The organism is Pseudomonas sp. BRG-100 (assembly GCF_000737955.1).
Lineage (GTDB): Bacteria > Pseudomonadota > Gammaproteobacteria > Pseudomonadales > Pseudomonadaceae > Aquipseudomonas > Aquipseudomonas synxantha_A.
In genome coordinates, this window is record NZ_JPRX01000001.1 from 2138272 (window position 1) to 2158896 (window position 20625).

Sequence of the window (20625 nt, forward strand, 5' to 3'; positions counted from 1 at the left end):
AGAAATATCGACAGGCGACGTAGGCAACAGCCTATAACGCGAGCTTCGATTTAGCCTTAACGTTTACCCATCGAACGGCGCGTGCCTGGGGGTGCCATGCCTGGGGTCTTGGTATGGCCGTTCTTGGCGCCACCTTTGTACCAGGGCTGGCTGGCGTTTTTGGCGCCTGCCAGCTCACCCGGCTTGAAGGGGAACTTGAACGCCGGGATCTCGGCTTTTTCAGCACTGTCGGCGGTGGCCGAATCAACGAGGTCGGCCGCTTCAACAGGGGGTTGGGTGGGGGAAGTCATAGGGGCTCCGGCACAGCTATAGGTGTAAAAACGCGAGTATACGGGGCCGAGGCTGCCAGCAGTAACTTCAAGCGACAGGCTCACACAGCCTAACTGTCACGGCTGTCAGTTTGCCGTCACCGTGCTGACGGTGAAACAGCGCTATAAAGCAGCTTTCCAAACTCCAACGTGCAGTTTGCGCCGGCGCCCTCCTATGCAGATCAAACGAAACATGGCCCTGATAGTGGGTGCCCTCCTGATACTGGCTGTCGCAGCCTGGGCATTGACCCGGCCGGTCAAAGCACGGCTGGCGGCGCCTACCGCCATTCCCGTGCGGGTGGTGAGCGTGACGCAACAGGATGTTCCGCGGTTTGTCAGCGGCATCGGCTCGGTGCTGTCGTTGCACAATGTGGTGATTCGCCCGCAGATCGACGGCATTCTCACCCGATTGCTGGTCAAAGAAGGTCAGTCGGTGAGGGCCGGTGACCTGCTGGCGACCCTCGATGACCGCTCGATCCGCGCCAGCCTCGACCAGGCCAAGGCGCAACTGGGTGAAAGCCAGGCGCAGTTGCAAGTGGCACTGGTCAACCTCAAGCGCTACAAGGCACTGAGCATTGACGACGGCGTATCAAAGCAGACCTATGACCAGCAGCAGGCATTGGTGAACCAGCTCAGGGCCACCGTGCAAGGCAATCAGGCTGCGATTGATGCTGCTCAGGTACAACTTTCCTACACCCAGATTCGCTCCCCCGTCAGTGGTCGCGTGGGCATTCGCAGTGTGGATGAAGGTAATTTCCTGCGCATGAGCGACACCCAGGGGTTGTTCTCCGTCACCCAGCTCGACCCGATCGCCGTTGAGTTCTCCCTGCCGCAGCAGATGCTGCCGACCCTGCAGGGTCTGATCGCGGCGCCAACCCCGGCCAGCGTCGACGCCTACCTGGGCGCCGATACCGACGGCGACACCGGCCACCTGCTCGGCGAAGGCCACCTGAGCCTGATCGACAACCAGATCAGCTCCACCACTGGCACCCTGCGGGCCAAGGCCGAGTTCAACAACCCTGCGCAAAAGCTGTGGCCGGGGCAACTGGTGACCATCAAGATCCAGACGGCCCTCGACAAGCATGTTCTAGTGGTACCACCGACCGTAGTACAGCGTGGGCTGGACTCGCACTTCGTGTACCGGGTCAACGGTGATAAAGCAGAAGTGGTGCCGGTACAGGTTGCCTATCAGGACAGCGAGATCAACATCATCACCGGCGTGCAGGCCGGGGACGTGCTGGTCAGCGACGGTCAGTCGCGGCTCAAGGCCGGCGCCCAGGTGGAAGTACTCAAGGAGCCACCACAGGTGATCCAGACCGCTGACGCCACGGTGCAACCATGAGCGGCAGCCGTTCGCCCTCGGCCTGGTGCGTTGATCACCCGGTCGCCACCCTGTTGTTGACGTTTGCCTTGGTACTGCTGGGGGTCATCGCCTTCCCACGCCTGTCCATCGCCCCGTTGCCGGAAGCGGAATTTCCGACGATCCAGGTCACCGCGCAACTGCCCGGTGCCAGCCCGGACACCATGGCCTCATCAGTGGCCACGCCCCTGGAAGTGCAATTCAGTGCCATCCCCGGCGTGACCCAGATGACCTCCAGCAGCGCCTTGGGCTCAAGCCTTTTGACGTTGCAGTTCACTCTGGAAAAAAGCATCGACACCGCCGCCCAGGAAGTCCAGGCCGCGATCAACACCGCCTCCGGCAAGCTGCCCAGCGATATGCCGAACTTGCCGACCTGGAGAAAGGTCAACCCGGCGGACAGCCCGGTGCTGATCCTCAGCGTCAGTTCAGGCAGCATGCCCAGCACCGAGCTGAGTGATTATGTGGAAACCCTGCTGGCGCGCCAGATCAGCCAGATCGACGGCGTCGGCCAGATCAACATCACCGGCCAGCAACGCCCGGCGATTCGCGTGCAGGCCTCCCCCGACAAACTCGCGGCCATCGGGCTGACCCTCGCCGACATACGCCTGGCCATTCAGCAGTCGAGCCTCAACTTGGCCAAGGGCGCGATCTATGGCGAGAACAGCGTCTCGACCCTGTCGACCAACGACCAGCTGTTTCACCCCGAAGACTACGGCCAGTTGATCGTTTCCTACAAAGACGGCGCACCGGTGCAACTGCGCGATATCGCCAACGTCATCAATGGTTCGGAAAACGCCTATGTGCAAGCCTGGTCCGGTGATACGCCAGGGGTCAACCTGGTGATTTCGCGTCAGCCCGGCGCCAACATCGTCGAAACCGTCGACCGCATCCAGGCCGAACTGCCGCGCCTGCAAGGCATGTTGCCGGCCTCGGTGCAGGTCAGCGTATTGACCGACCGCACCAAGACCATCCGCGCCTCCCTGCATGAAGTGGAAATGACCCTGCTGATCGCCATCCTGCTGGTGGTGGCGGTGATGGCGCTGTTTTTGCGCCAGCTCTCGGCGACACTGATTGTTTCGGCCGTGCTGGGTGTATCGCTGGTGGCCAGTTTTGCCCTGATGTACGTGATGGGGTTCAGCCTGAACAACCTGACCCTGGTCGCTATCGTGATCGCCGTGGGCTTCGTGGTGGACGATGCGATTGTGGTGGTGGAGAACATCCATCGGCACCTGGAGGCCGGCCTGGGCCAGCGCGAAGCGGCGATCAAGGGGGCCGGCGAAATCGGCTTTACCGTGGTGTCCATCAGCTTCTCGCTGGTGGCGGCGTTTATTCCGCTGCTGTTCATGGGCGGCGTGGTCGGGCGGTTGTTCAAGGAATTCGCGCTGACGGCCACCTCCACCATCCTGATTTCGGTGGTGGTTTCGCTGACATTGGCACCTACCCTGGCCGCCTTGTTCATGCGCGCACCGAGCCATCCTGCCCACGCCAAACCCACCTTCAGCGAGCGCCTGCTGGCCGGCTACGCGCGCAACCTGCGCCGGGCACTGGCGCACCAACGCAGCATGGCGGCGATCTTCGTGGTGACCCTGGCCCTGGCCGTGGTCGGTTATGTGTTTATCCCCAAGGGTTTCTTCCCGGTGCAGGACACCGGTTTCGTGCTCGGCACCAGCGAGGCGGCGGCCGATGTGTCCTACAAGGACATGGTCGCCAAGCACAAGGCCCTGGCGGACATCGTCAAGGCCGACCCGGCGGTGCAGGCGTTTTCCCACTCGGTGGGCGTCACCGGCAGCAACCAGACCATCGCCAACGGGCGCTTCTGGATTGCCTTGAAAGATCGCGGTGATCGCGACGTGTCCGCCAGCCAGTTCATCGACCGCCTGCGCCCGCAACTGGCGAAGGTGCCCGGTATCGTGCTGTACCTGCGCGCCGGCCAGGACATCAACTTGAGCTCCGGCCCCAGCCGCGCCCAGTACCAATACGTGCTCAAGAGCAACGACGGCCCGACGCTCAACACCTGGACCCAACGCCTCACCGAGAAACTGCGCAGCAACCCGGCGTTTCGTGACCTGTCCAACGACCTGCAACTGGGCGGCAGCATTACCCACATCAACATCGACCGCCAGGCCGCTGCCCGCTTCGGCCTGACCGCCACCGATGTCGACCAGGCGCTGTACGACGCCTTCGGCCAGCGCCAGATCAACGAGTTTCAGACCGAGATCAACCAGTACCAGGTGATACTCGAACTGGACAGCCAGCAACGCGGCAAGGCCGAAAGCCTCAACTACTTTTACCTGCGCTCGCCGCTGACCAACGAAATGGTGCCGCTGTCGGCACTGGCCAGGGTCGAGCCGCCCAGCGTGGGGCCGTTGTCCATCAGCCATGACGGCATGTTCCCCGCCGCCAACCTGTCGTTCAACCTGGCGCCCGGCGTGGCCCTGGGCGACGCGGTGATCATGCTCGACCAGGCCAAGAGCGACATCGGTATGCCGAGCACCCTCATCGGCAACTTCCAGGGCGCGGCCCAGGCGTTCCAGAGTTCGCTGGCCAGCCAACCGTGGCTGATCCTCGCAGCGCTGGTGGCGGTGTACATCATCCTGGGTGTGCTGTACGAGAGTTTCGTGCACCCGCTGACGATCATTTCCACCCTGCCCTCGGCGGGCCTGGGGGCGCTGATCATGCTGTGGCTGCTGGGCCAGGACTTTTCGATCATGGCCTTGATCGGCCTGGTGTTGCTGATCGGCATCGTCAAGAAAAACGGCATTTTGATGATCGACTTTGCACTGGAGGCCCAGCGCATGCGCGGGCTGACGCCGGAGGATGCAATTTATGAAGCCTGCGTCACGCGGTTCCGACCGATCATCATGACCACCCTCGCCGCCCTGCTCGGCGCGGTGCCCTTGATGCTGGGCTCGGGCCCGGGGGCGGAACTGCGTCAACCGCTGGGCATTGCGGTGGTGGGAGGCTTGCTGGTGAGCCAGGCGCTGACGCTGTTCACGACTCCGGTCATATACTTGTACCTTGAACGGACTTTCCACAGGCCCAAACCAGCGCTGGCGCTGGCGACCACACACTGAGGCGGTCATGCGCGTCCTGATTATTGAAGATGAAGAGAAAACCGCAGACTACCTGCACCGTGGCCTGACAGAGCAAGGCTACACCGTCGATGTGGCACGCGAAGGCGTCGAGGGCCTGCACCTGGCGCTGGAGAATGAATACGCGGTGATCGTGCTCGACGTGATGCTCCCCGGCCTGGACGGCTTTGGCGTATTGCGGGCGTTGCGCGCCCGCAAGCAGACGCCGGTGATCATGCTCACCGCCCGCGAGCGCGTGGAGGACCGCATTCGCGGCCTGCGTGAGGGCGCCGATGATTACCTGGGCAAGCCGTTTTCGTTTCTTGAGCTGGTGGCGCGCCTGCAAGCCCTGACCCGCCGCAGCGGAGGCCATGAGCCGGTGCAGGTAACCGTCGCCGACCTGTGGATCGACTTGATCAGCCGCAAGGCCAGTCGCAACGGTGTACGCCTGGACCTGACCGCCAAGGAGTTCTCGCTGCTCAGCGTGTTGGCGCGTCGCCAGGGAGAAATCCTGTCCAAGACCGCGATTGCCGAGATGGTCTGGGACATCAATTTCGACAGCGATGCCAACGTGGTGGAAGTGGCGATCAAGCGCCTGCGCGCCAAGCTCGACGGGCCGTTCGAACACAAGCTGCTGCACACCATTCGTGGCATGGGCTATGTGCTGGAGAACCGCAGTGTCGGCTAACTCCATCGCCCTGCGCCTGAGCGGCATGTTTACCCTGGTGGCGCTGCTGATCTTCGTGTTGATCGGCGGCGCGCTGTACCAGCAGGTGGATCGCGGCCTGGGGTTGTTGCCGGGCGCCGAACTGGATGCGCGCTACAGCGTGCTGGAATCGTCGGTGAACCGCTTCGGCACGCCGGAGCATTGGGTCAAGATAAAGTCCAAGCTCAAGCTGCTGGGCGAAGAAGACAAGCGCATTCGATTCTGGGTGGTCAGCAGCGACCCGAGCTATGAATATGGCGAGCCGGACGCGCAAATCCGCGCCTTTGCACAGGGCCCGACGGGCAAGCGCGACCTGCGCCTGCCCGGCCACGCTTATCCGTTCAAGGTGCTGGTCAGCCAGTTTGCGGCCAAGGACCAGCGCCCGGCGTTGCGCTTTATGATCGCCATCGACACCGAAAACTTCCGCGCCACCCAGCATCATTTGCTGGTGGCGTTGATCAGCCTGGCAATGGTGGGTGTGGTCATGGCCGCGCTGCTGGGTTTCTGGGTTGCGCGCATCGGCTTGAAGCCACTGGAAAAGCTCTCCGACGAAGCGCGCAAACTCGCCCCGCCCAAACTCTCGGGGCGCTTGAAATTGTCACCGCTGCCGCCGGAGTTGAGCCTGTTCGTCAATTCGTTCAATGCCACTCTCGACCGCGTGGAACAAGCCTACTCGCGCCTGGAATCGTTCAACGCCGACGTGGCCCATGAACTGCGCTCGCCGCTGACCAACCTGATCGGCCAGACCCAAGTCGCACTGACCCGCGGGCGTTCGGCCGAGCACTATTTCGAGGTGTTGCAATCGAACCTGGAAGAGCTGGAACGGCTGCGCTCGATCATCAACGACATGCTGTTCCTCGCCAGCGCCGACCAGGGCAGCAAAGCCACCAAGCTGATCGAATGCTCACTGGCCGATGAAGTGGCCACCACCCTCGACTATCTGGACTTCATCCTCGAAGACGCTCAGGTGCGGGTGCGGGTGCACGGCGACGCCCGGGTGCATATCGAAAAGGCCCACCTGCGGCGTGCGCTGATCAACCTGCTGAGCAATGCCGTGCAACATACCGCGCCCGGACAGGTTATCAACGTGCACATCCAGGTGCAGGGGCAACAGGTAGCGATCGGCGTGACCAACCCGGGCGAGGCGATCGCCAGCGAACACTTGCCACGCCTGTTCGAACGTTTCTACCGGGTGGATGCATCACGCAGCAACAGCGGGGCCAATCACGGGCTGGGGCTGGCGATCGTCAAGGCGATTGCGTTGATGCACGGCGGGGATGTGTTTGTGCGCAGCGAAGGCGGTGGCAATACCTTTGGTATCACCCTTCCGGTCTAAACAACTCGGTCAAAAATGTGGGAGCTGGCTTGCCTGCGATAGCATCACCCCGGTGCGCCTGGCATACCGAGGTGTCTGCATCGCAGGCAAGCCAGCTCCCACAGAAGATCCTATCGCCCACACTGTTGCGATTTGGGCAATAGTTATTATCTTGTTACACTCTGTATCGCACCGCTCGCCTGCGTTACTTTGACGCATCGATGAGCGCGACGGCAAAGGCAGCTGACCCGCTTACCCGAATTTCCCTCGACTTATTTCCAGGGCTCTACACTGGGAATCTGTCTTAAAGCCGCTGACTTCAGCGGCTTTTTTTTGCCGTGAAAAAAGGCCGGGCACACCCCACGACACTGGCCGTTCATGATTGACCAAAGGAGCTCCACCGGTGAAGAACTCGCTGACGTTCACCCCGTTATTCCTCGCAATCGCAGCAACGATCATCCCCCTTGCCCACGCGGCGGACGCCCCGCCCGACGAAGGCTTCGTCGAGGGTTCGCACCTCACGGTCAACACCCGCAACTACTACATGAACCGCGACCGTCGCGACATCCATACCGATGACAGCAAGGAATGGGGCCAGGGCTTTATCGGCACTTTCGAGTCCGGCTACACCCAGGGCACCGTCGGCTTTGGCCTGGACGTCAACGCCATGCTCGGCCTGAAGCTCGACGGCGGCGGCGGCACTGATGGCTCCAGCATCCTTCCCTACGGCAGCGGCAACGGCAAGGCACCGGGTTCGTTTTCCACCGCCGGCGGCACCTTGAAAATGCGTGCCTTCGATACCGAACTGAAAGCCGGCGACCTGTTCCTCAACAACCCGGTGATCGCCGGCGGCATGACGCGCATGTTGCCGCAGACGTTCCGGGGTGTAAGCCTGACCAACCACAGCTTTGACGGCTGGATGATCGAAGGCGGCCAGGCCAGCTTTACCAAGCTCTACAACCAGAGCGGCCATCGGCGCATCGGCACCAGCTACGGTGCATTGCCGGCCAATGCCGACAGCCAGCACCTGGACTGGGCCGGCGTGTCGTTCAGCGGCATTGCCGGGTTGACCAGCAACCTGTACGCCTCCGAACTCAAGGACGTATGGCACCAGTACTACTACGACCTCGAATATACCTACGCCCTCAATGATCTGGTCAGCCTGACCCCCGGCCTGCACTACTACCACACCCAGGACACCGGCCAATCGCTGCTGGGTGATATCGACAACAACACCTACAGCCTGCATTTCACTGTAGGCGTGGGCAACCACAGCGTCACGGCCACCTATCAGCGGGTCAACGGCAACACGCCGTTCGACTACATCACCCAGGGCGACAGCGTGTACCTGGACAACTCCCAGCAGTACTCGGACTTCAACGGCCCCAACGAGCGCTCCTGGAAGCTCAAGTACGCCTACGACTTCGCCGGCCTCGGCGTGCCGGGGCTGACGTCTGCCGTGTCCTACATCAGCGGCAAGACCGACCTGACCAAGGTCGACCCCAACAGTCGTGGCTACAGCAGTTGGTACAGCGCCGACGGCAAGGACGCCAAGCATTGGGAACGGGATATCGACGTGAAATATGTGGTGCAGGGTGGCAAGGCCAAGGACCTGGCCGTGCGCCTGCAATGGGCGACTAATCGAGGAAGCAATGGCTACTCGGCAGTGGATCGGGATGTGGATGAGTACCGTGTGATTGTGGATTACCCCATCAACATCTTCTGACAACGTTCCAAATGTGGGAGGGGGATTGCTCCCACATTTGGGTTCTGCGACCTATTCCAGAGTTGCTACTAAGCTATTGGCATCCTCAAAGCAGAAGTGCGTCCGATGAGCCCAAGCCTTACCCGCCCTGAGCGCCTGCTTATTCTGGGCAGCACGCTGACAGTGTTGCTGATCGTGGGAGTCGTCACGGCGCTGCTGATTCGTGAACACGCCAATACCTTGCAGACGGCCAAGCGCACCGCCAATACCATCACCCAATTGATCGACGCCGACGTGTTGCGCAATGTCGAACTCTACGATGTGGGCCTCAAGGGTTTGATCACCGCTACCGAACGTACTGACCTGCAGGATGTATCCGCGAGTATCCGTCAGTTGGTGCTGTTCGACCGCTCCGCCGCCGCGCCATACAAGGGCGATGTCCTGTTGCTGGATCCCACCGGCGAGGTGATTGCCGACTCGTCACTGCTCACGATCAAGCCCGGCAACTTCGCTGATCGGGACTATTTTCAGGTTCACCGCCAGAATCCGGACGTGGGGTTGTACATCAGCCGTCCGTTCATGGCCCGCTGTGTGTGCGATGACCAATGGCGCATCGCGTTCAGCCGCCGCGTTTCGTCACCGGACGGGCGCTTCCTGGGAGTCGCCGTCGCGTCCATGCGCCTGTCGTACTTCCACCAGCTGTTCACCAGCCTGAATATCGGCAGCAACAGCACGATCAACCTGCTCAACCACCAAGGCATCCTGCTGGCGCAAGAGCCTTTGCTGGAAGCGGATATCATCAATAAGGACCTGAGCCAACGCCCCAACGTCGCACGTATGCTGCGTGAACGGGACGGCAGTTTCCAAAGCATCTCCAGTGTCGACCATCAGGCACGCCTTTACAGTTTCTCCAATGTGGGCAATTTGCCATTGATCGTTGCGGTGGCCCTTTCCAGTGATGAAGTGTTCGCGCCCTGGCGGCGCGCAGCGTGGCTGGTCAGCCTTGCGACGGGGGTGTTATGCGTGGGTCTGTTGTGGCTGACCTGGGCGCTGTGCATGGAATTGCGCCGTCGCCATCGTGCTGAGCAAGTGCTGTCAGAACTGGCAGCCACCGACGCCCTCACCGGCCTGGCCAACCGTCGTACTCTGGACGAGCGTTTGCGTATGGAATGGGACCGTGCGCAGCGCTCAACCGAGCCGCTGACTGTGCTGATGATCGACGTGGACCACTTCAAGGCCTTCAACGACCGCCACGGCCATCAGGGTGGGGATGATGCGTTGCGGGCAGTCGCGCAGGTAATCAACAGCACTATCCGTCGCCCGGCCGACCTGGCCGCGCGTTATGGCGGTGAAGAGTTCGCCGCGGTGCTGCCCCATACCGACGCCAAGGGCGCCTGGGTGATCGCCGAGCGTATCCGCCAGAGCGTTCAGCATTTGCCGCAGGTGGCCGGGGATGATCAGCCGATCACGGTGAGCATCGGCATGAGTACCTGGCACAAGCACAGCCGTATCACCCTTGAGGACTTGCTGCTCAAGGCTGACCAAGCGTTGTATGAGGCCAAGCACAGTGGGCGTAACCGCATTGTGGATGCGGCAACCCATCCCATATAAAACGGCGCGCCATAAAAAAAGGCCACCCGAAGGCAGCCTTTAAAAACTAAAGAAAGAGAGTTGTTACTTACACCGCCGCAACGGGACGCATGTAAGAGATCGGTGCGGTGCTGGCATCTTCGAAGGTCACGACTTCCCAAGCGTCTGTCTGCTCAATCAACTTGCGCAGCAGCTGGTTGTTAAGGGCGTGGCCCGACTTGAAGCCTTTGAACTCGCCTATCAGGCTATTGCCCAGCAGGTAGAGGTCACCGATTGCATCGAGGATCTTGTGCTTCACGAATTCGTCTTCGTAGCGAAGGCCGTCTTCGTTCAGTACACCATCCGCGTCGACCACAATGGCGTTTTCAACGCTGCCGCCGAGTGCGAGATTGTGCTTGCGCAGGTACTCGATGTCACTCATGAAACCAAAGGTACGGGCGCGGCTGACTTCTTTTACGAACGAAGTGCTGGAAAAATCCACGCTTGCACTTTGGGTGCGGTCACGGAATACCGGGTGATCGAAATCGATCTCAAAGCTCACTTTAAAGCCTTCGAACGGGACGAAGGTGGCGCGCTTGTCGCCGTCTTCTACTGTCACTTCCCGCAGAATGCGAATGAACTTCTTGGCTGCGTCCTGTTCTTCCAGGCCGGCAGATTGAATCAAGAATACGAAGGGTCCAGCGCTGCCATCCATGATCGGGACTTCGGACGCGGAGAGCTCGACGTAGGCGTTATCGATGCCCAGGCCAGCCATGGCCGAGAGCAAGTGCTCCACCGTGTCCACTTTGACGTCACCGTTGACCAGAGTGGTCGACATCGTGGTTTCGCCAACGTTTTCCGCGCGAGCAGGAATCTGCACCACAGGGTCCAGGTCGGCACGAACAAACACGATGCCGGTGTCGACAGGTGCGGGCTTGAGGGTCAGGTATACCTTCTCCCCGGAGTGCAGACCTACACCTGTGGCACGGATAATATTCTTCAGGGTGCGTTGTTTAATCATGGCTTGGACCGCTTCAGCGCAAATTGCGAACTGGTATCAACAAAGGCTGGCGATAATAACAGACCAGACCTTTGCTGAACACCAATCACCTTCATAGCCCTGATACATTCCATTAATCGGCCTGACGACGAAGGAATGCCGGGATGTCCAGGTAGTCCAGATCATCTTGCGGATTCAGGCTACGGGATGCAGCAGCACCGGCCTGGGCCTGGTTGCGCATCACGGTCGGACGGTCCAGATCACGGTAGTTCACCGACGGCAGTTCCTGGCGAGCAGGTGCTGCAGCGGCCGCTGCCTGATTAGCCTGGCTGACCTGGCTGTTGTGCAGGGTGTTGTCGATGACCTTTACAGGCTTCTCGATTTTCGCACCCAGGCCGGTCGCAACCACGGTTACATGCAGTTCATCACGCATGTCCGGATCGATAACGGTACCCACCTTGACCATGGCGTGCTCGGACGCGAAGGCTTCGATGATGCTACCCACGTCGGAGTACTCACCCAGGGACAGGTCGGGACCTGCGGTGATGTTCACCAGGATGCCGCGTGCACCTTGCAGGTTCACGTCTTCGAGCAACGGGTTGCGGATGGCCGCTTCGGTCGCTTCGCGTGCACGGTTAGGACCGCTGGCGCAGCCAGTGCCCATCATCGCCATGCCCATTTCGCTCATGACGGTACGAACGTCGGCAAAGTCGACGTTGATCATGCCCGGACGCTTGATGATGTCGGAGATACCGCGAACGGCACCGGCCAGTACATCGTCAGCCTTGGCGAACGCAGACAGCAGGCTTGCGTCCTTGCCCAGGATGGTCAGCAGTTTCTCGTTGGGGATGGTGATCAACGAGTCGACGCTTTCAGACAGCAGACGGATACCTTCGTCGGCGATCTGCATGCGCTTGCGGCCTTCGAACGGGAACGGACGCGTCACGACCGCAACGGTCAGAATCCCCATTTCCTTGGCTACTTCGGCAATGATCGGAGCAGCACCGGTACCGGTACCGCCGCCCATGCCGGTGGTGATGAACACCATGTTGGTGCCTTGCAGCACTTCGGCAATACGCTCGCGGTCTTCCAGAGCGGCTTGACGGCCGACTTCCGGATTGGCGCCAGCGCCGAGGCCCTTGGTCACCGCTGTGCCCAATTGCAGGATGGTCCGCGCGCCGATGCTTTTCAGCGCCTGGGCATCAGTGTTGGCGCAGATGAATTCAACGCCTTCAATGTTGCTCTTGACCATGTGGTTGACAGCGTTGCCGCCGCCACCGCCGACACCGATTACTTTGATAACCGGGCTAGCGGGGATGTTGTCTACGAGTTCAAACATGTTCCCTCTCCTTTCGTTTTCTCTAGTTTTTTCGCCTACTGCTTACTGCGGGTGCTGCGGTGTCGCGGTAAATCTTTAGAAATTGCCTTTGACCCAAGCCTGCAACCGCTCGAACAACGGCGCTTTGGCTTCGTCGTCACTGCGGTAGCTGTCGCGGATGCTCGGGCCCGACAAGGAAATGCCATCGGTCTGCTTTTGCAGCCCGTACAACAGCAAGCCCACACCGGTGGAATAAATCGGGTTGCGCACGACGTCGCCCAGGCCTTTCACGCCATGGGGCACGCCCAGGCGCACAGGCATGTGGAAGATCTCTTCGGCCAGTTCGACCGCGCCTTCCATTTTCGAGGTGCCACCGGTCAGCACGATGCCGGCCGGGATCAAATCTTCGTAGCCGCTGCGACGCAGTTCGGCCTGGATCAGGGTGAACAGTTCGTCGTAGCGCGGCTCGACCACTTCGGCCAGAGCCTGGCGCGACAGTTCGCGCGGTGGACGGTCGCCCACGCTTGGCACCTTGATGGTCTCGCCGGCACCGGCCAGTTTGGCCAGGGCGCAGGCGTAGCGGATCTTGATTTCTTCGGCGTACTGGGTCGGTGTACGCAACGCCATGGCGATGTCGTTGGTGACCTGGTCGCCGGCAATCGGGATCACCGCGGTGTGACGGATCGCACCCTCGGTGAAGATCGCGATGTCGGTGGTGCCGCCGCCGATGTCCACCAGGCACACGCCCAGCTCTTTTTCGTCGTCGGTGAGTACCGAGTAGGCCGAAGCCAACTGCTCGAGAATGATGTCGTCGATTTCCAGGCCGCAACGGCGCACGCATTTTTCAATGTTCTGTGCGGCGTTGACGGCGCAGGTCACCACGTGGACCTTGGCTTCCAGACGTACGCCCGACATGCCCAGGGGCTCGCGCACGCCTTCCTGGTTATCGATCACGTAGTCCTGCGGCAGGGTGTGCAGCACGCGCTGGTCAGCCGGGATCGCCACGGCCTGGGCGGCGTCGAGGACGCGCTCAAGGTCGGCCGAGCTGACTTCACGGTCGCGGATCGCCACGATGCCATGGGAATTCAGGCTGCGGATATGGTTGCCGGCCACGCCGACGAACGCCGAGTGAATCCGGCAACCGGCCATCAGCTGCGCTTCTTCGATGGCGCGCTGGATCGATTGCACGGTGGACTCGATGTTCACCACCACGCCCTTCTTCAGGCCCCGGGACGGATGCGTGCCAATACCGACGATTTCGATCGCGCCGTCTTCCCCAACCTCGCCCACCAGCGCCACCACCTTGGAGGTGCCGATATCGAGACCGACGATCATTTTGCCGCTTTGCACGTTTGCCATGGGTCCTGCCTCTTCTTAATTCTTCGCGACAGCGGGTTGTGCTGCCGTGGGCGCGGCCGGTGCACGCCAGCCGACGGCCAGGCCGTTGGCGTAACGCAGGTCGACGCTCGCAATGTTCGTAATCTGTTCTTTCAAGGTTTTTTCATAGATGGCAATAAAGCGGCGCATCTTTTCCACCAAGCGGTCGCGTCCCAGCAACAACTCGATGCCCGGGCCGGAACTGCCTGCCCCGGTCGTCAAAAACCAGCTGCCCCGTTCACGCAGTTCCAGGCGTGCAATGGAGAAGCCCAGTGGCCGCAGCATCTGGCTCAAGGCCTGGTACTGCTGCATCACTTGCTGCTGCGCCCGCTGCGGCCCGAACAGCTGCGGCAGGTGCTCATAGTTGGCCAGCTCACGCGGGGTGAACGCCTGGCCCTGGTTGTTCAACAGCGCTTCATCACCCCAACGGGCCACGGGCAGTTGTTCTTCCAGGCGGATCGTGACCTGGTCGGGCCATACGCGGCGCACTTCGGCGTGTGCGATCCACGGCATCTGTTCCAGCTCCGAGCGCATACCGGCCAGGTCGATAGTAAAGAAGCTCGCGGCCAGGTACGGGCCGATGCGCTGCTGTACCGCCTGCTGGCTGATGTAGCTCAAGTCGCCCTGCACGCTGATCTTGGTGATCGGCCGGTCGGCATACGGCAGCAGGCGTTGCGCGCCTTCGTAGGTACCGAACCCCAGCACCACCAGCAACACCGGCCAGAACAGCGCCTTGATAAAACCAAAGTTGGCTTTGGGCAGGCGCGCCGACATCGGCTCTTTGGCCACCATGCGGCTGGCACCCCGTGGCACCGGCTTGCGGCTCGGTGCTTGTGGGGGCTGATGACGAAGCGATGCGCCTTTCATGTCTTAGCCTCGTGACTCGATACTTGCCGCCAGGATCGCCAGCACCAACTGCTGAAAATCCAGGCCGGCTGCGCGAGCGGCCATCGGCACCAGGCTGTGGTCGGTCATCCCCGGTGCGGTGTTAACTTCAAGGAACCAGAAATTCCCTTGGTCATCCTGCATCACGTCTGCCCGCGCCCAACCGGCGATACCCAACGCCTCACAGGCTTTCGCCGTGAGGTCCATCAATTGCTGTTCCTTGGTTGCTTCGAGGCCACATGGGATCCGGTACTGGGTATCGGAAGCCAGGTACTTGGCGTCGTAGTCATAAAAGGTGTGGGGCGTGCCCAAAGCGATGGGCGGCAATACCTGGCCACGCAGGGTGGCGATGGTGTACTCGGGACCGGAAATCCACTGTTCCACCAACACTTGCGAATCGTAGGTACTTGCCGCTTTCCATGCGTCGATCAATTCGGCGGCCGAGTTCACTTTAGCCATGCCGATACTGGAGCCTTCATGGGCTGGTTTGACGATCAAAGGCAGGCCCAGTTCCTTGGCCGCAGAAATACAATCGTCTTCGCTGCACAGCACGGCGTGACGCGGGGTCGGAATACCCAGGCTGTGCCACACCTGCTTGGTGCGCAATTTGTCCATCGCCAGCGCGGAAGCGAGGATACCGCTACCGGTGTAGGGGATGCCGGCACATTCGAGCAGGCCTTGCATGCTGCCGTCTTCACCGCCACGACCATGGAGGATGATGAAGGCGCGGTCGATCTTCTCGGCTTGCAGACGGGCGAGGAAGTCATCGCCGACGTCGATGCCAAAGGCGTTCACACCGGCACTTTGCAGCGCCTGGAGCACGGCATTGCCGGACTTGAGCGACACTTCGCGCTCAGCGCTCTTGCCGCCGAACAGCACAGCGACGCGACCGAAATCGGCAGGCGCGACAGTGGAAAACAGGGAGCCGTAGTCAGTGATCATTTCGACGCCCCCTTTGCCACGGCTGCAAACAGCGGGCTCGCCAGCAACTTGGGCGCAAGGCCACCGATATCACCGGCACCCTGGCACAGCAGGATGTCGCCGGCGCGCAGCAACGGCTTGACGATAGGGGCCAGGTCGACGCCACGCTCGATGTAGATCGGGTCCAGTTGGCCACGCTGGCGGATGCTGTTGCACAGCTTGCGGCTGTCAGCGCCCGGGATCGGTTCTTCACCGGCCGGGTAAACCTCCATCAGCAGCAGCACGTTGGCATCGGCCAGCACATTGACGAAATCGTCGTACAGGTCGCGGGTACGGCTGTAGCGGTGCGGCTGGTAAACCATCACCAGGCGGCGCTCCGGCCAGCCGCCGCGCACGGCCTTGATCACAGCGGCAACTTCGGTCGGGTGGTGACCGTAGTCGTCCACCAGCATCACGTCACCGCCTTCAACCGGCAACTGGCCGTAGACCTGGAAGCGACGGCCGACACCGGCAAAGCGCGACAGCCCTTCGACGATGGCTTCATCGCTGACGCCCTCATCGGTGGCGATGCAGATGGTCGCCAGGGAGTTCAGCACGTTGTGGTTGCCCGGCATGTTCACCGAGACATCCAGCGGTTCGCGGTCGGGACGCAGCACGGTGAAGAAGGTTTGCATGCCTTCCTGGCGTACATTGATTGCGCGCACATCGGCGTCTTCGCTGAAGCCGTAGGTCACGGTCGGACGCTTGACCTGCGGCAGGATTTCACGCACCACCGGATCGTCCAGGCACACCACCGCCAGACCGTAGAACGGCAGGTTGTGCAGGAAGTCGACGAAGGTTTTCTTCAGTTTATTGAAGTCACCGTCGTAGGTCGCCATGTGGTCTTCGTCGATGTTGGTGACGACGGCGACCAGCGGTTGCAGGTGCAGGAAGCTCGCATCGCTCTCATCGGCTTCGGCGATCAGATAGCGGCTGGTGCCGAGCTGGGCATTGGTGCCGGCTGCATTCAGGCGGCCACCGATGACGAACGTCGGGTCCAGGCCACCGGCGGCGAACACCGAAGCGATCAGGCTGGTGGTGGTGGTCTTGCCATGGGTACCGGCGACGGCGATGCCGTGGCGATAGCGCATCAGTTCGGCGAGCATCTCGGCACGCGGCACCACCGGGATACGGCGTTCAAGGGCGGTGGCCACTTCCGGGTTGGACGTGTTCACGGCACTGGACACCACCAGCACGTCGGCCTCGGCGGCGTTCTCGGCACGGTGGCCGATAAAGATCTGCGCACCGAAGGACTTCAGACGCTCGGTGACCGGCGACTCTTTCAAGTCCGAGCCGGACACCTGGTAGCCCAGGTTCAGCAGTACTTCGGCGATGCCGCACATGCCCACACCACCGATACCGACGAAGTGAATGCGACGGATGCGGCGCATCTCGGGTTGCGGCATGGCTTTCTGATTCTCAACCATGGGCCACCTCCAGGCAGATATCGACCACGGTGCGGGTTGCGTCAGGTTTGGCCAGGCGGCTTGCGGTGCTCGCCATGCTGTTGAGTCGTTCCGGTTGCATCAAAACCTCGGTCAGGCGTGCGGCCAAATCGGCGGCGCCAGTCGTTCTTTGCGGCAGCAGGAAGGCAGCGCCCTCCCCGGCCAAATATTCGGCGTTGCGGGTCTGGTGATCGTCGATCGCATGGGGCAAAGGCACCAGCAACGACGGCAGACCGGCAGCGGCCAGTTCACTGACGGTCAGCGCACCAGCGCGGCAGACCACCAGGTCGGCCCAGCCATAGGCTTGGGCCATGTCTTTGATGAAGGGCTGTACATTGGCCTCCACACCGGCCTCGCGATAACGCGTGGCGGTGACTTCATCATGGTTCTTGCCGGCCTGATGGAAGATCTCCGGGCGCAGAGTCTCAGGAAGTTGCGCAACGGCTTCAGGCAGCAATTTGTTCAGTGGCTCGGCGCCCAGGCTTCCGCCCAGGATCAGCAGGTGCGCCTTGCGGCCGGCCAGAGCGTCACGCGCAATGGCCATGAACAGTTCGGTACGCACTGGGTTACCGGTGGTACGAAGCTTGTCCGAGGCAGCGAAGGTTTTCGGGAAGGCTTCACACACCCGCGATGCCAACGGCACCAGCAGACGGTTGGCAGTCCCGGCGACGGCGTTCTGTTCGTGCACGATCACCGGTACGCCAGCGAGCTTCGCCGCAACGCCACCAGGGCCGGTCACATAACCACCGAAACCGAGCACGCACACCGGCTTCAGTTCGCGGATGATCCTGCGTGCCTGCATGACCGCCTTGAGCAACACGAACGGCGCCTTGAGCAGGGACAACTTGCTCTTGCCACGCAGGCCGGTGACGTTGATCAAATGCAGGGGCAAACCGGCATTGGGCACCAACTCGTTTTCAATGCCACGGGGCGTACCCAACCAGTGCACGGTATAGCCGCGGTTCTGGAATTCACGGGCGCAAGCCAGGGCCGGGAACACATGCCCCCCGGTGCCGCCGGCCATGATCAACACGTTAGCGCCCATGGGTCGGCTCCTCGGCGAAGTCGCTTTCGCTGAACTCCATCTCTTCGCTGCCCAAGTGGGTTCGACTCTCCCACTCGATACGCAGCAACAAGCCAAGACAGGCGCAGCAGATCACCAACGAACTGCCACCGTAGCTGAGGAACGGCAAGGTCAGGCCCTTGGTCGGCAACAGGCCGACGTTCACACCGATGTTGATCAGGAACTGGCCGATCCACAGGAACGCCAGCCCGTAGGCAACGTAGGCGGCAAAGAACTGCTTGGCCTTCTCGGCCCACAGACCGATGTACATGGCGCGTACACAGACGAATACAAACAGGCCGACAGTGCACAGCGAACCCACGACACCCAGCTCTTCGGCCAGTACCGAGAACACGAAGTCGGTGTGGGCTTCGGGCAGGTAGAACTGCTTCTGCACGCTGTTGCCCAGGCCCACGCCCAGCCACTCGCCGCGACCGAAGGCAATCAGCGCCTGGGTCAACTGGTAGCCGGAACCGAACTGATCGGACCAGGGGTCGGTAAAGGTAATCAGACGCGCCATCCGGTAAGGCTGCGCTTGTACCAGAATGGTCACCGCCGCGACTGCCAATACCACCATCAAGGTGAAGCGGAACAGGCCGACGCCGCCGAGGAACAGCATGGCCGCCGCAGCCCCCATCATGACCACGGTGGCACCGAAGTCGGGTTCCATCAGCAATAGCCCGGCCATGGGCAGCAGCACGATGAAGGGTTTGAAGAAGCCCATCCAGCTTTCGCGCACTTCTTTCTGACGGCGTACCAGGTAACCGGCCAGGTAGATCACCACGAACACTTTGGCGATCTCCGAGGGCTGCACGTTGAACGCGCCGAAGCCGATCCAGCGCATCGAACCGTTCACCTCGCGGCCGATGCCGGGCACGATCACCATCACCAGCAAGCCGAACGCGCCGATCAGCATCAGCCAGCCCAGACGCTGCCAGGTGGCGATAGGAATCATCATGGTGACGATGCACGCGCCGAGGCCGATCACCAGATACACCAGGTGACGGATCATCATGTAAAGGGTATTGCCCGACTGCACGGCAGCCACTTCGGAGGATGCCGAAGTGATCATCACCAGGCCCAGGCCGAGCAGCGCGAGGCACCCGGCGAGCATCGGGAAATCGAGGTCGATGCCGCGCCCGGTAATGATCGGCGACGGGTACGGCTTGATGATGTTTTTCAGGTTGAGGCTCATGCCAAGGCCTCCACGGCGCGGGCGAACAGCTGACCGCGCTCTTCGTAATTCTTGAACATGTCGAAACTGGCGCAGGCCGGCGACAGCAGCACCGCGTCACCCGGCTGGGCCAGGGCTTTGCATTGGGCAATGGCGTCATCCAGCGAAGTCGCGCGTACTTGCGGCACCGCGTCGCCGAGGGCGGCGGCGATCAGGTCCGAATCGCGACCCATCAGCACCACGGCGCGGCAATGGGCGGCGACCGGATTTGCAAGGTCCTTGAAGTCGGCGCCCTTGCCATCACCACCCGCGATCAGCACCAGCTTGCCGTCGATATCGGCACCCAGGCCCTCGATGGCAGCCAGGGCGGCACCGACGTTGGTGGCCTTGGAGTCGTTGTAGTAGCTCACGCCATTGAGGTCGCGTACCCACTGGCAGCGATGCTCAAGGCCAGCGAACGTACGCAGGCTGGCGAGCATGGCGTCGAATGGCAGGCCAACCGCATGACCAAGCGCCAGGGCAGCCAGGGCATTGGACTGGTTATGTGCGCCACGGATCTTCAATTCGCGTACCGGCATCAGGTTCTGGAATTCGAAAGCCAGGTACTTCTCGCCGTTCTCTTCGCGAATGCCGAAGCCTTTGAAGTCGGGTTTGCCCAGGCCGAAAGTCCAGCAAGGCATGCCCTCGCCCATCAGCGGACGGCTCAGGGCATCCTGGCGGTTGACTACAAATTGCCTGGCGCCACGGAAGATCCGGTGCTTGGCCAGGTGATAAGCCGGCAGGCCGCTGTAGCGGTCCATATGGTCTTCGCTGACGTTCAGCACGGTGGCCACTTCAGCACCGAGATCGTGGGTGGTTTCCAGCTGGAAGCTCGACAACTCCATTACGTACAACTCGACGTCGTCGCTGAGCAAATCCAGCGCCGGCACACCGAGATTGCCGCCCACGGCCACGCGCTTGCCGGCCGCAGCCGCCATTTCGCCGACCAGGGTGGTCACGGTGCTCTTCGCGTTGGAACCGCTGATGGCCACGATCGGCGCCTTGGCGTTACGCGCAAACAGATCGATATCGCCGGACAACTTGACGCCACGCGCTGCAGCAGCTTGCAGGGCGGGTGTAGCCAGCGCCAGGCCGGGGCTCACGTAGAGCTCATCGGCACGGCACAGAAACTCGACATCCAACTCGCCACAACGCACTTCCACGTGCGGGTAGTCACGGCGCAGCGTGACCAGCTCCGGTGGATTTTCCCGCGTGTCGGCCACGGCAAACGACGTGCCCCGGTTCGCCAGGAAGCGAACCAGGGACATGCCGCTCTTGCCGAGGCCGACAACGATGCGGAAGTGGTCTGAAGCGATCAGGGACACTCGTT

At 61.6% G+C, this 20625-nt stretch carries 16 protein-coding genes; 6 read left to right on the forward strand and 10 right to left on the reverse strand.

The features are described from left to right. Positions 1–56 precede the first annotated feature (56 nt). Positions 57–290, reverse strand: a complete 234-nt coding sequence (locus JH25_RS17810; protein WP_005784964.1) for a hypothetical protein — start codon at positions 288–290, stop codon at positions 57–59. Positions 291–483: 193 nt separating this feature from the next. Between JH25_RS17810 and JH25_RS17805 the strand changes: the two genes are divergently transcribed. The 6 genes from JH25_RS17805 to JH25_RS17780 all read left to right on the forward strand — a co-directional run bounded on the left by JH25_RS17805 (position 484) and on the right by JH25_RS17780 (position 10076). After that, entirely contained in the window at positions 484–1650 is a 1167-nt protein-coding gene (locus tag JH25_RS17805; RefSeq protein WP_032877715.1) for an efflux RND transporter periplasmic adaptor subunit, read from the forward strand. Beyond that, positions 1647–4742, forward strand: coding sequence for a multidrug efflux RND transporter permease subunit (locus JH25_RS17800; RefSeq protein WP_032877716.1), 3096 nt, complete (start codon positions 1647–1649; stop codon positions 4740–4742). Before JH25_RS17805 ends, JH25_RS17800 begins: the two co-directional genes overlap by 4 nt. A 7-nt stretch (positions 4743–4749) precedes the next feature. Next, a complete protein-coding gene (locus tag JH25_RS17795) occupies positions 4750–5427 on the forward strand; it encodes a heavy metal response regulator transcription factor (RefSeq protein WP_005784958.1) in 678 nt (225 codons plus the stop codon). Continuing rightward, positions 5417–6781 carry a heavy metal sensor histidine kinase gene (locus tag JH25_RS17790; RefSeq protein ID WP_032877717.1) on the forward strand — a complete coding sequence of 455 codons (1365 nt, stop codon included), beginning with the start codon at positions 5417–5419 and terminating at the stop codon, positions 6779–6781. The genes JH25_RS17795 and JH25_RS17790 overlap by 11 nt, the downstream gene beginning before the upstream one ends. A gap of 382 nt (positions 6782–7163) precedes the next feature. Further along, positions 7164–8486 (forward strand): OprD family porin, encoded by a 1323-nt coding sequence (locus tag JH25_RS17785; RefSeq protein ID WP_032877718.1) that lies wholly within the window; start codon positions 7164–7166, stop codon positions 8484–8486. Positions 8487–8591: 105 nt separating this feature from the next. Beyond that, positions 8592–10076, forward strand: a complete 1485-nt coding sequence (locus tag JH25_RS17780) for a GGDEF domain-containing protein (RefSeq protein WP_032877720.1) — start codon at positions 8592–8594, stop codon at positions 10074–10076. A gap of 67 nt (positions 10077–10143) precedes the next feature. Here JH25_RS17780 and lpxC read toward each other — a convergent pair whose 3' ends face one another. The 9 genes from lpxC to murD form a co-directional block, all read right to left on the reverse strand. Further along, complete coding sequence (gene lpxC, locus JH25_RS17775) at positions 10144–11055, reverse strand: UDP-3-O-acyl-N-acetylglucosamine deacetylase (RefSeq protein ID WP_003171886.1); 912 nt, start codon at positions 11053–11055, stop codon at positions 10144–10146. A gap of 112 nt (positions 11056–11167) precedes the next feature. Continuing rightward, on the reverse strand, positions 11168–12373 hold the full coding sequence (gene ftsZ / locus JH25_RS17770; RefSeq protein ID WP_005784951.1) for a cell division protein FtsZ: 1206 nt from the start codon (positions 12371–12373) through the stop codon (positions 11168–11170). A 75-nt stretch (positions 12374–12448) separates the two neighbouring features. Next, positions 12449–13711 carry a cell division protein FtsA gene (gene ftsA, locus JH25_RS17765; protein WP_003188682.1) on the reverse strand — a complete coding sequence of 421 codons (1263 nt, stop codon included), beginning with the start codon at positions 13709–13711 and terminating at the stop codon, positions 12449–12451. 15 nt (positions 13712–13726) lie between these two features. Then, a complete protein-coding gene (locus JH25_RS17760; RefSeq protein WP_032803262.1) occupies positions 13727–14596 on the reverse strand; it encodes a cell division protein FtsQ/DivIB in 870 nt (289 codons plus the stop codon). A 3-nt stretch (positions 14597–14599) separates the two neighbouring features. Next, on the reverse strand, positions 14600–15556 hold the full coding sequence (locus JH25_RS17755; protein ID WP_032877721.1) for a D-alanine--D-alanine ligase: 957 nt from the start codon (positions 15554–15556) through the stop codon (positions 14600–14602). Next, a complete protein-coding gene (gene murC / locus JH25_RS17750; RefSeq protein WP_005784945.1) occupies positions 15553–17001 on the reverse strand; it encodes a UDP-N-acetylmuramate--L-alanine ligase in 1449 nt (482 codons plus the stop codon). Before murC ends, JH25_RS17755 begins: the two co-directional genes overlap by 4 nt. Further along, positions 16994–18064, reverse strand: a complete 1071-nt coding sequence (gene murG / locus JH25_RS17745; RefSeq protein WP_032877722.1) for an undecaprenyldiphospho-muramoylpentapeptide beta-N-acetylglucosaminyltransferase — start codon at positions 18062–18064, stop codon at positions 16994–16996. The genes murC and murG overlap by 8 nt, the downstream gene beginning before the upstream one ends. Beyond that, entirely contained in the window at positions 18054–19277 is a 1224-nt protein-coding gene (gene ftsW / locus JH25_RS17740; RefSeq protein ID WP_005784942.1) for a putative lipid II flippase FtsW, read from the reverse strand. The genes murG and ftsW overlap by 11 nt, the downstream gene beginning before the upstream one ends. Continuing rightward, a complete protein-coding gene (gene murD / locus JH25_RS17735) occupies positions 19274–20620 on the reverse strand; it encodes a UDP-N-acetylmuramoyl-L-alanine--D-glutamate ligase (RefSeq protein WP_032877724.1) in 1347 nt (448 codons plus the stop codon). Before murD ends, ftsW begins: the two co-directional genes overlap by 4 nt. Positions 20621–20625 lie beyond the last annotated feature (5 nt).

Excerpts from the sequence above, each read along its gene's own strand:
- JH25_RS17800 (WP_032877716.1), top strand. The coding sequence starts at position 1,647 with ATGAGCGGCAGCCGTTCGCCCTCGGCCTGGTGCGTTGATCACCCGGTC.
- ftsA (WP_003188682.1), bottom strand. The coding sequence starts at position 13,711 with ATGGCAAACGTGCAAAGCGGCAAAATGATCGTCGGTCTCGATATCGGC.
- JH25_RS17780 (WP_032877720.1), top strand. The coding sequence starts at position 8,592 with ATGAGCCCAAGCCTTACCCGCCCTGAGCGCCTGCTTATTCTGGGCAGC.
- murG (WP_032877722.1), bottom strand. The coding sequence starts at position 18,064 with ATGGGCGCTAACGTGTTGATCATGGCCGGCGGCACCGGGGGGCATGTG.
- JH25_RS17755 (WP_032877721.1), bottom strand. The coding sequence starts at position 15,556 with ATGATCACTGACTACGGCTCCCTGTTTTCCACTGTCGCGCCTGCCGAT.
- JH25_RS17805 (WP_032877715.1), top strand. The coding sequence starts at position 484 with ATGCAGATCAAACGAAACATGGCCCTGATAGTGGGTGCCCTCCTGATA.
- JH25_RS17810 (WP_005784964.1), bottom strand. The coding sequence starts at position 290 with ATGACTTCCCCCACCCAACCCCCTGTTGAAGCGGCCGACCTCGTTGAT.
- ftsZ (WP_005784951.1), bottom strand. The coding sequence starts at position 12,373 with ATGTTTGAACTCGTAGACAACATCCCCGCTAGCCCGGTTATCAAAGTA.
- ftsW (WP_005784942.1), bottom strand. The coding sequence starts at position 19,277 with ATGAGCCTCAACCTGAAAAACATCATCAAGCCGTACCCGTCGCCGATC.
- JH25_RS17760 (WP_032803262.1), bottom strand. The coding sequence starts at position 14,596 with ATGAAAGGCGCATCGCTTCGTCATCAGCCCCCACAAGCACCGAGCCGC.
- JH25_RS17795 (WP_005784958.1), top strand. The coding sequence starts at position 4,750 with ATGCGCGTCCTGATTATTGAAGATGAAGAGAAAACCGCAGACTACCTG.
- lpxC (WP_003171886.1), bottom strand. The coding sequence starts at position 11,055 with ATGATTAAACAACGCACCCTGAAGAATATTATCCGTGCCACAGGTGTA.
- murC (WP_005784945.1), bottom strand. The coding sequence starts at position 17,001 with ATGGTTGAGAATCAGAAAGCCATGCCGCAACCCGAGATGCGCCGCATC.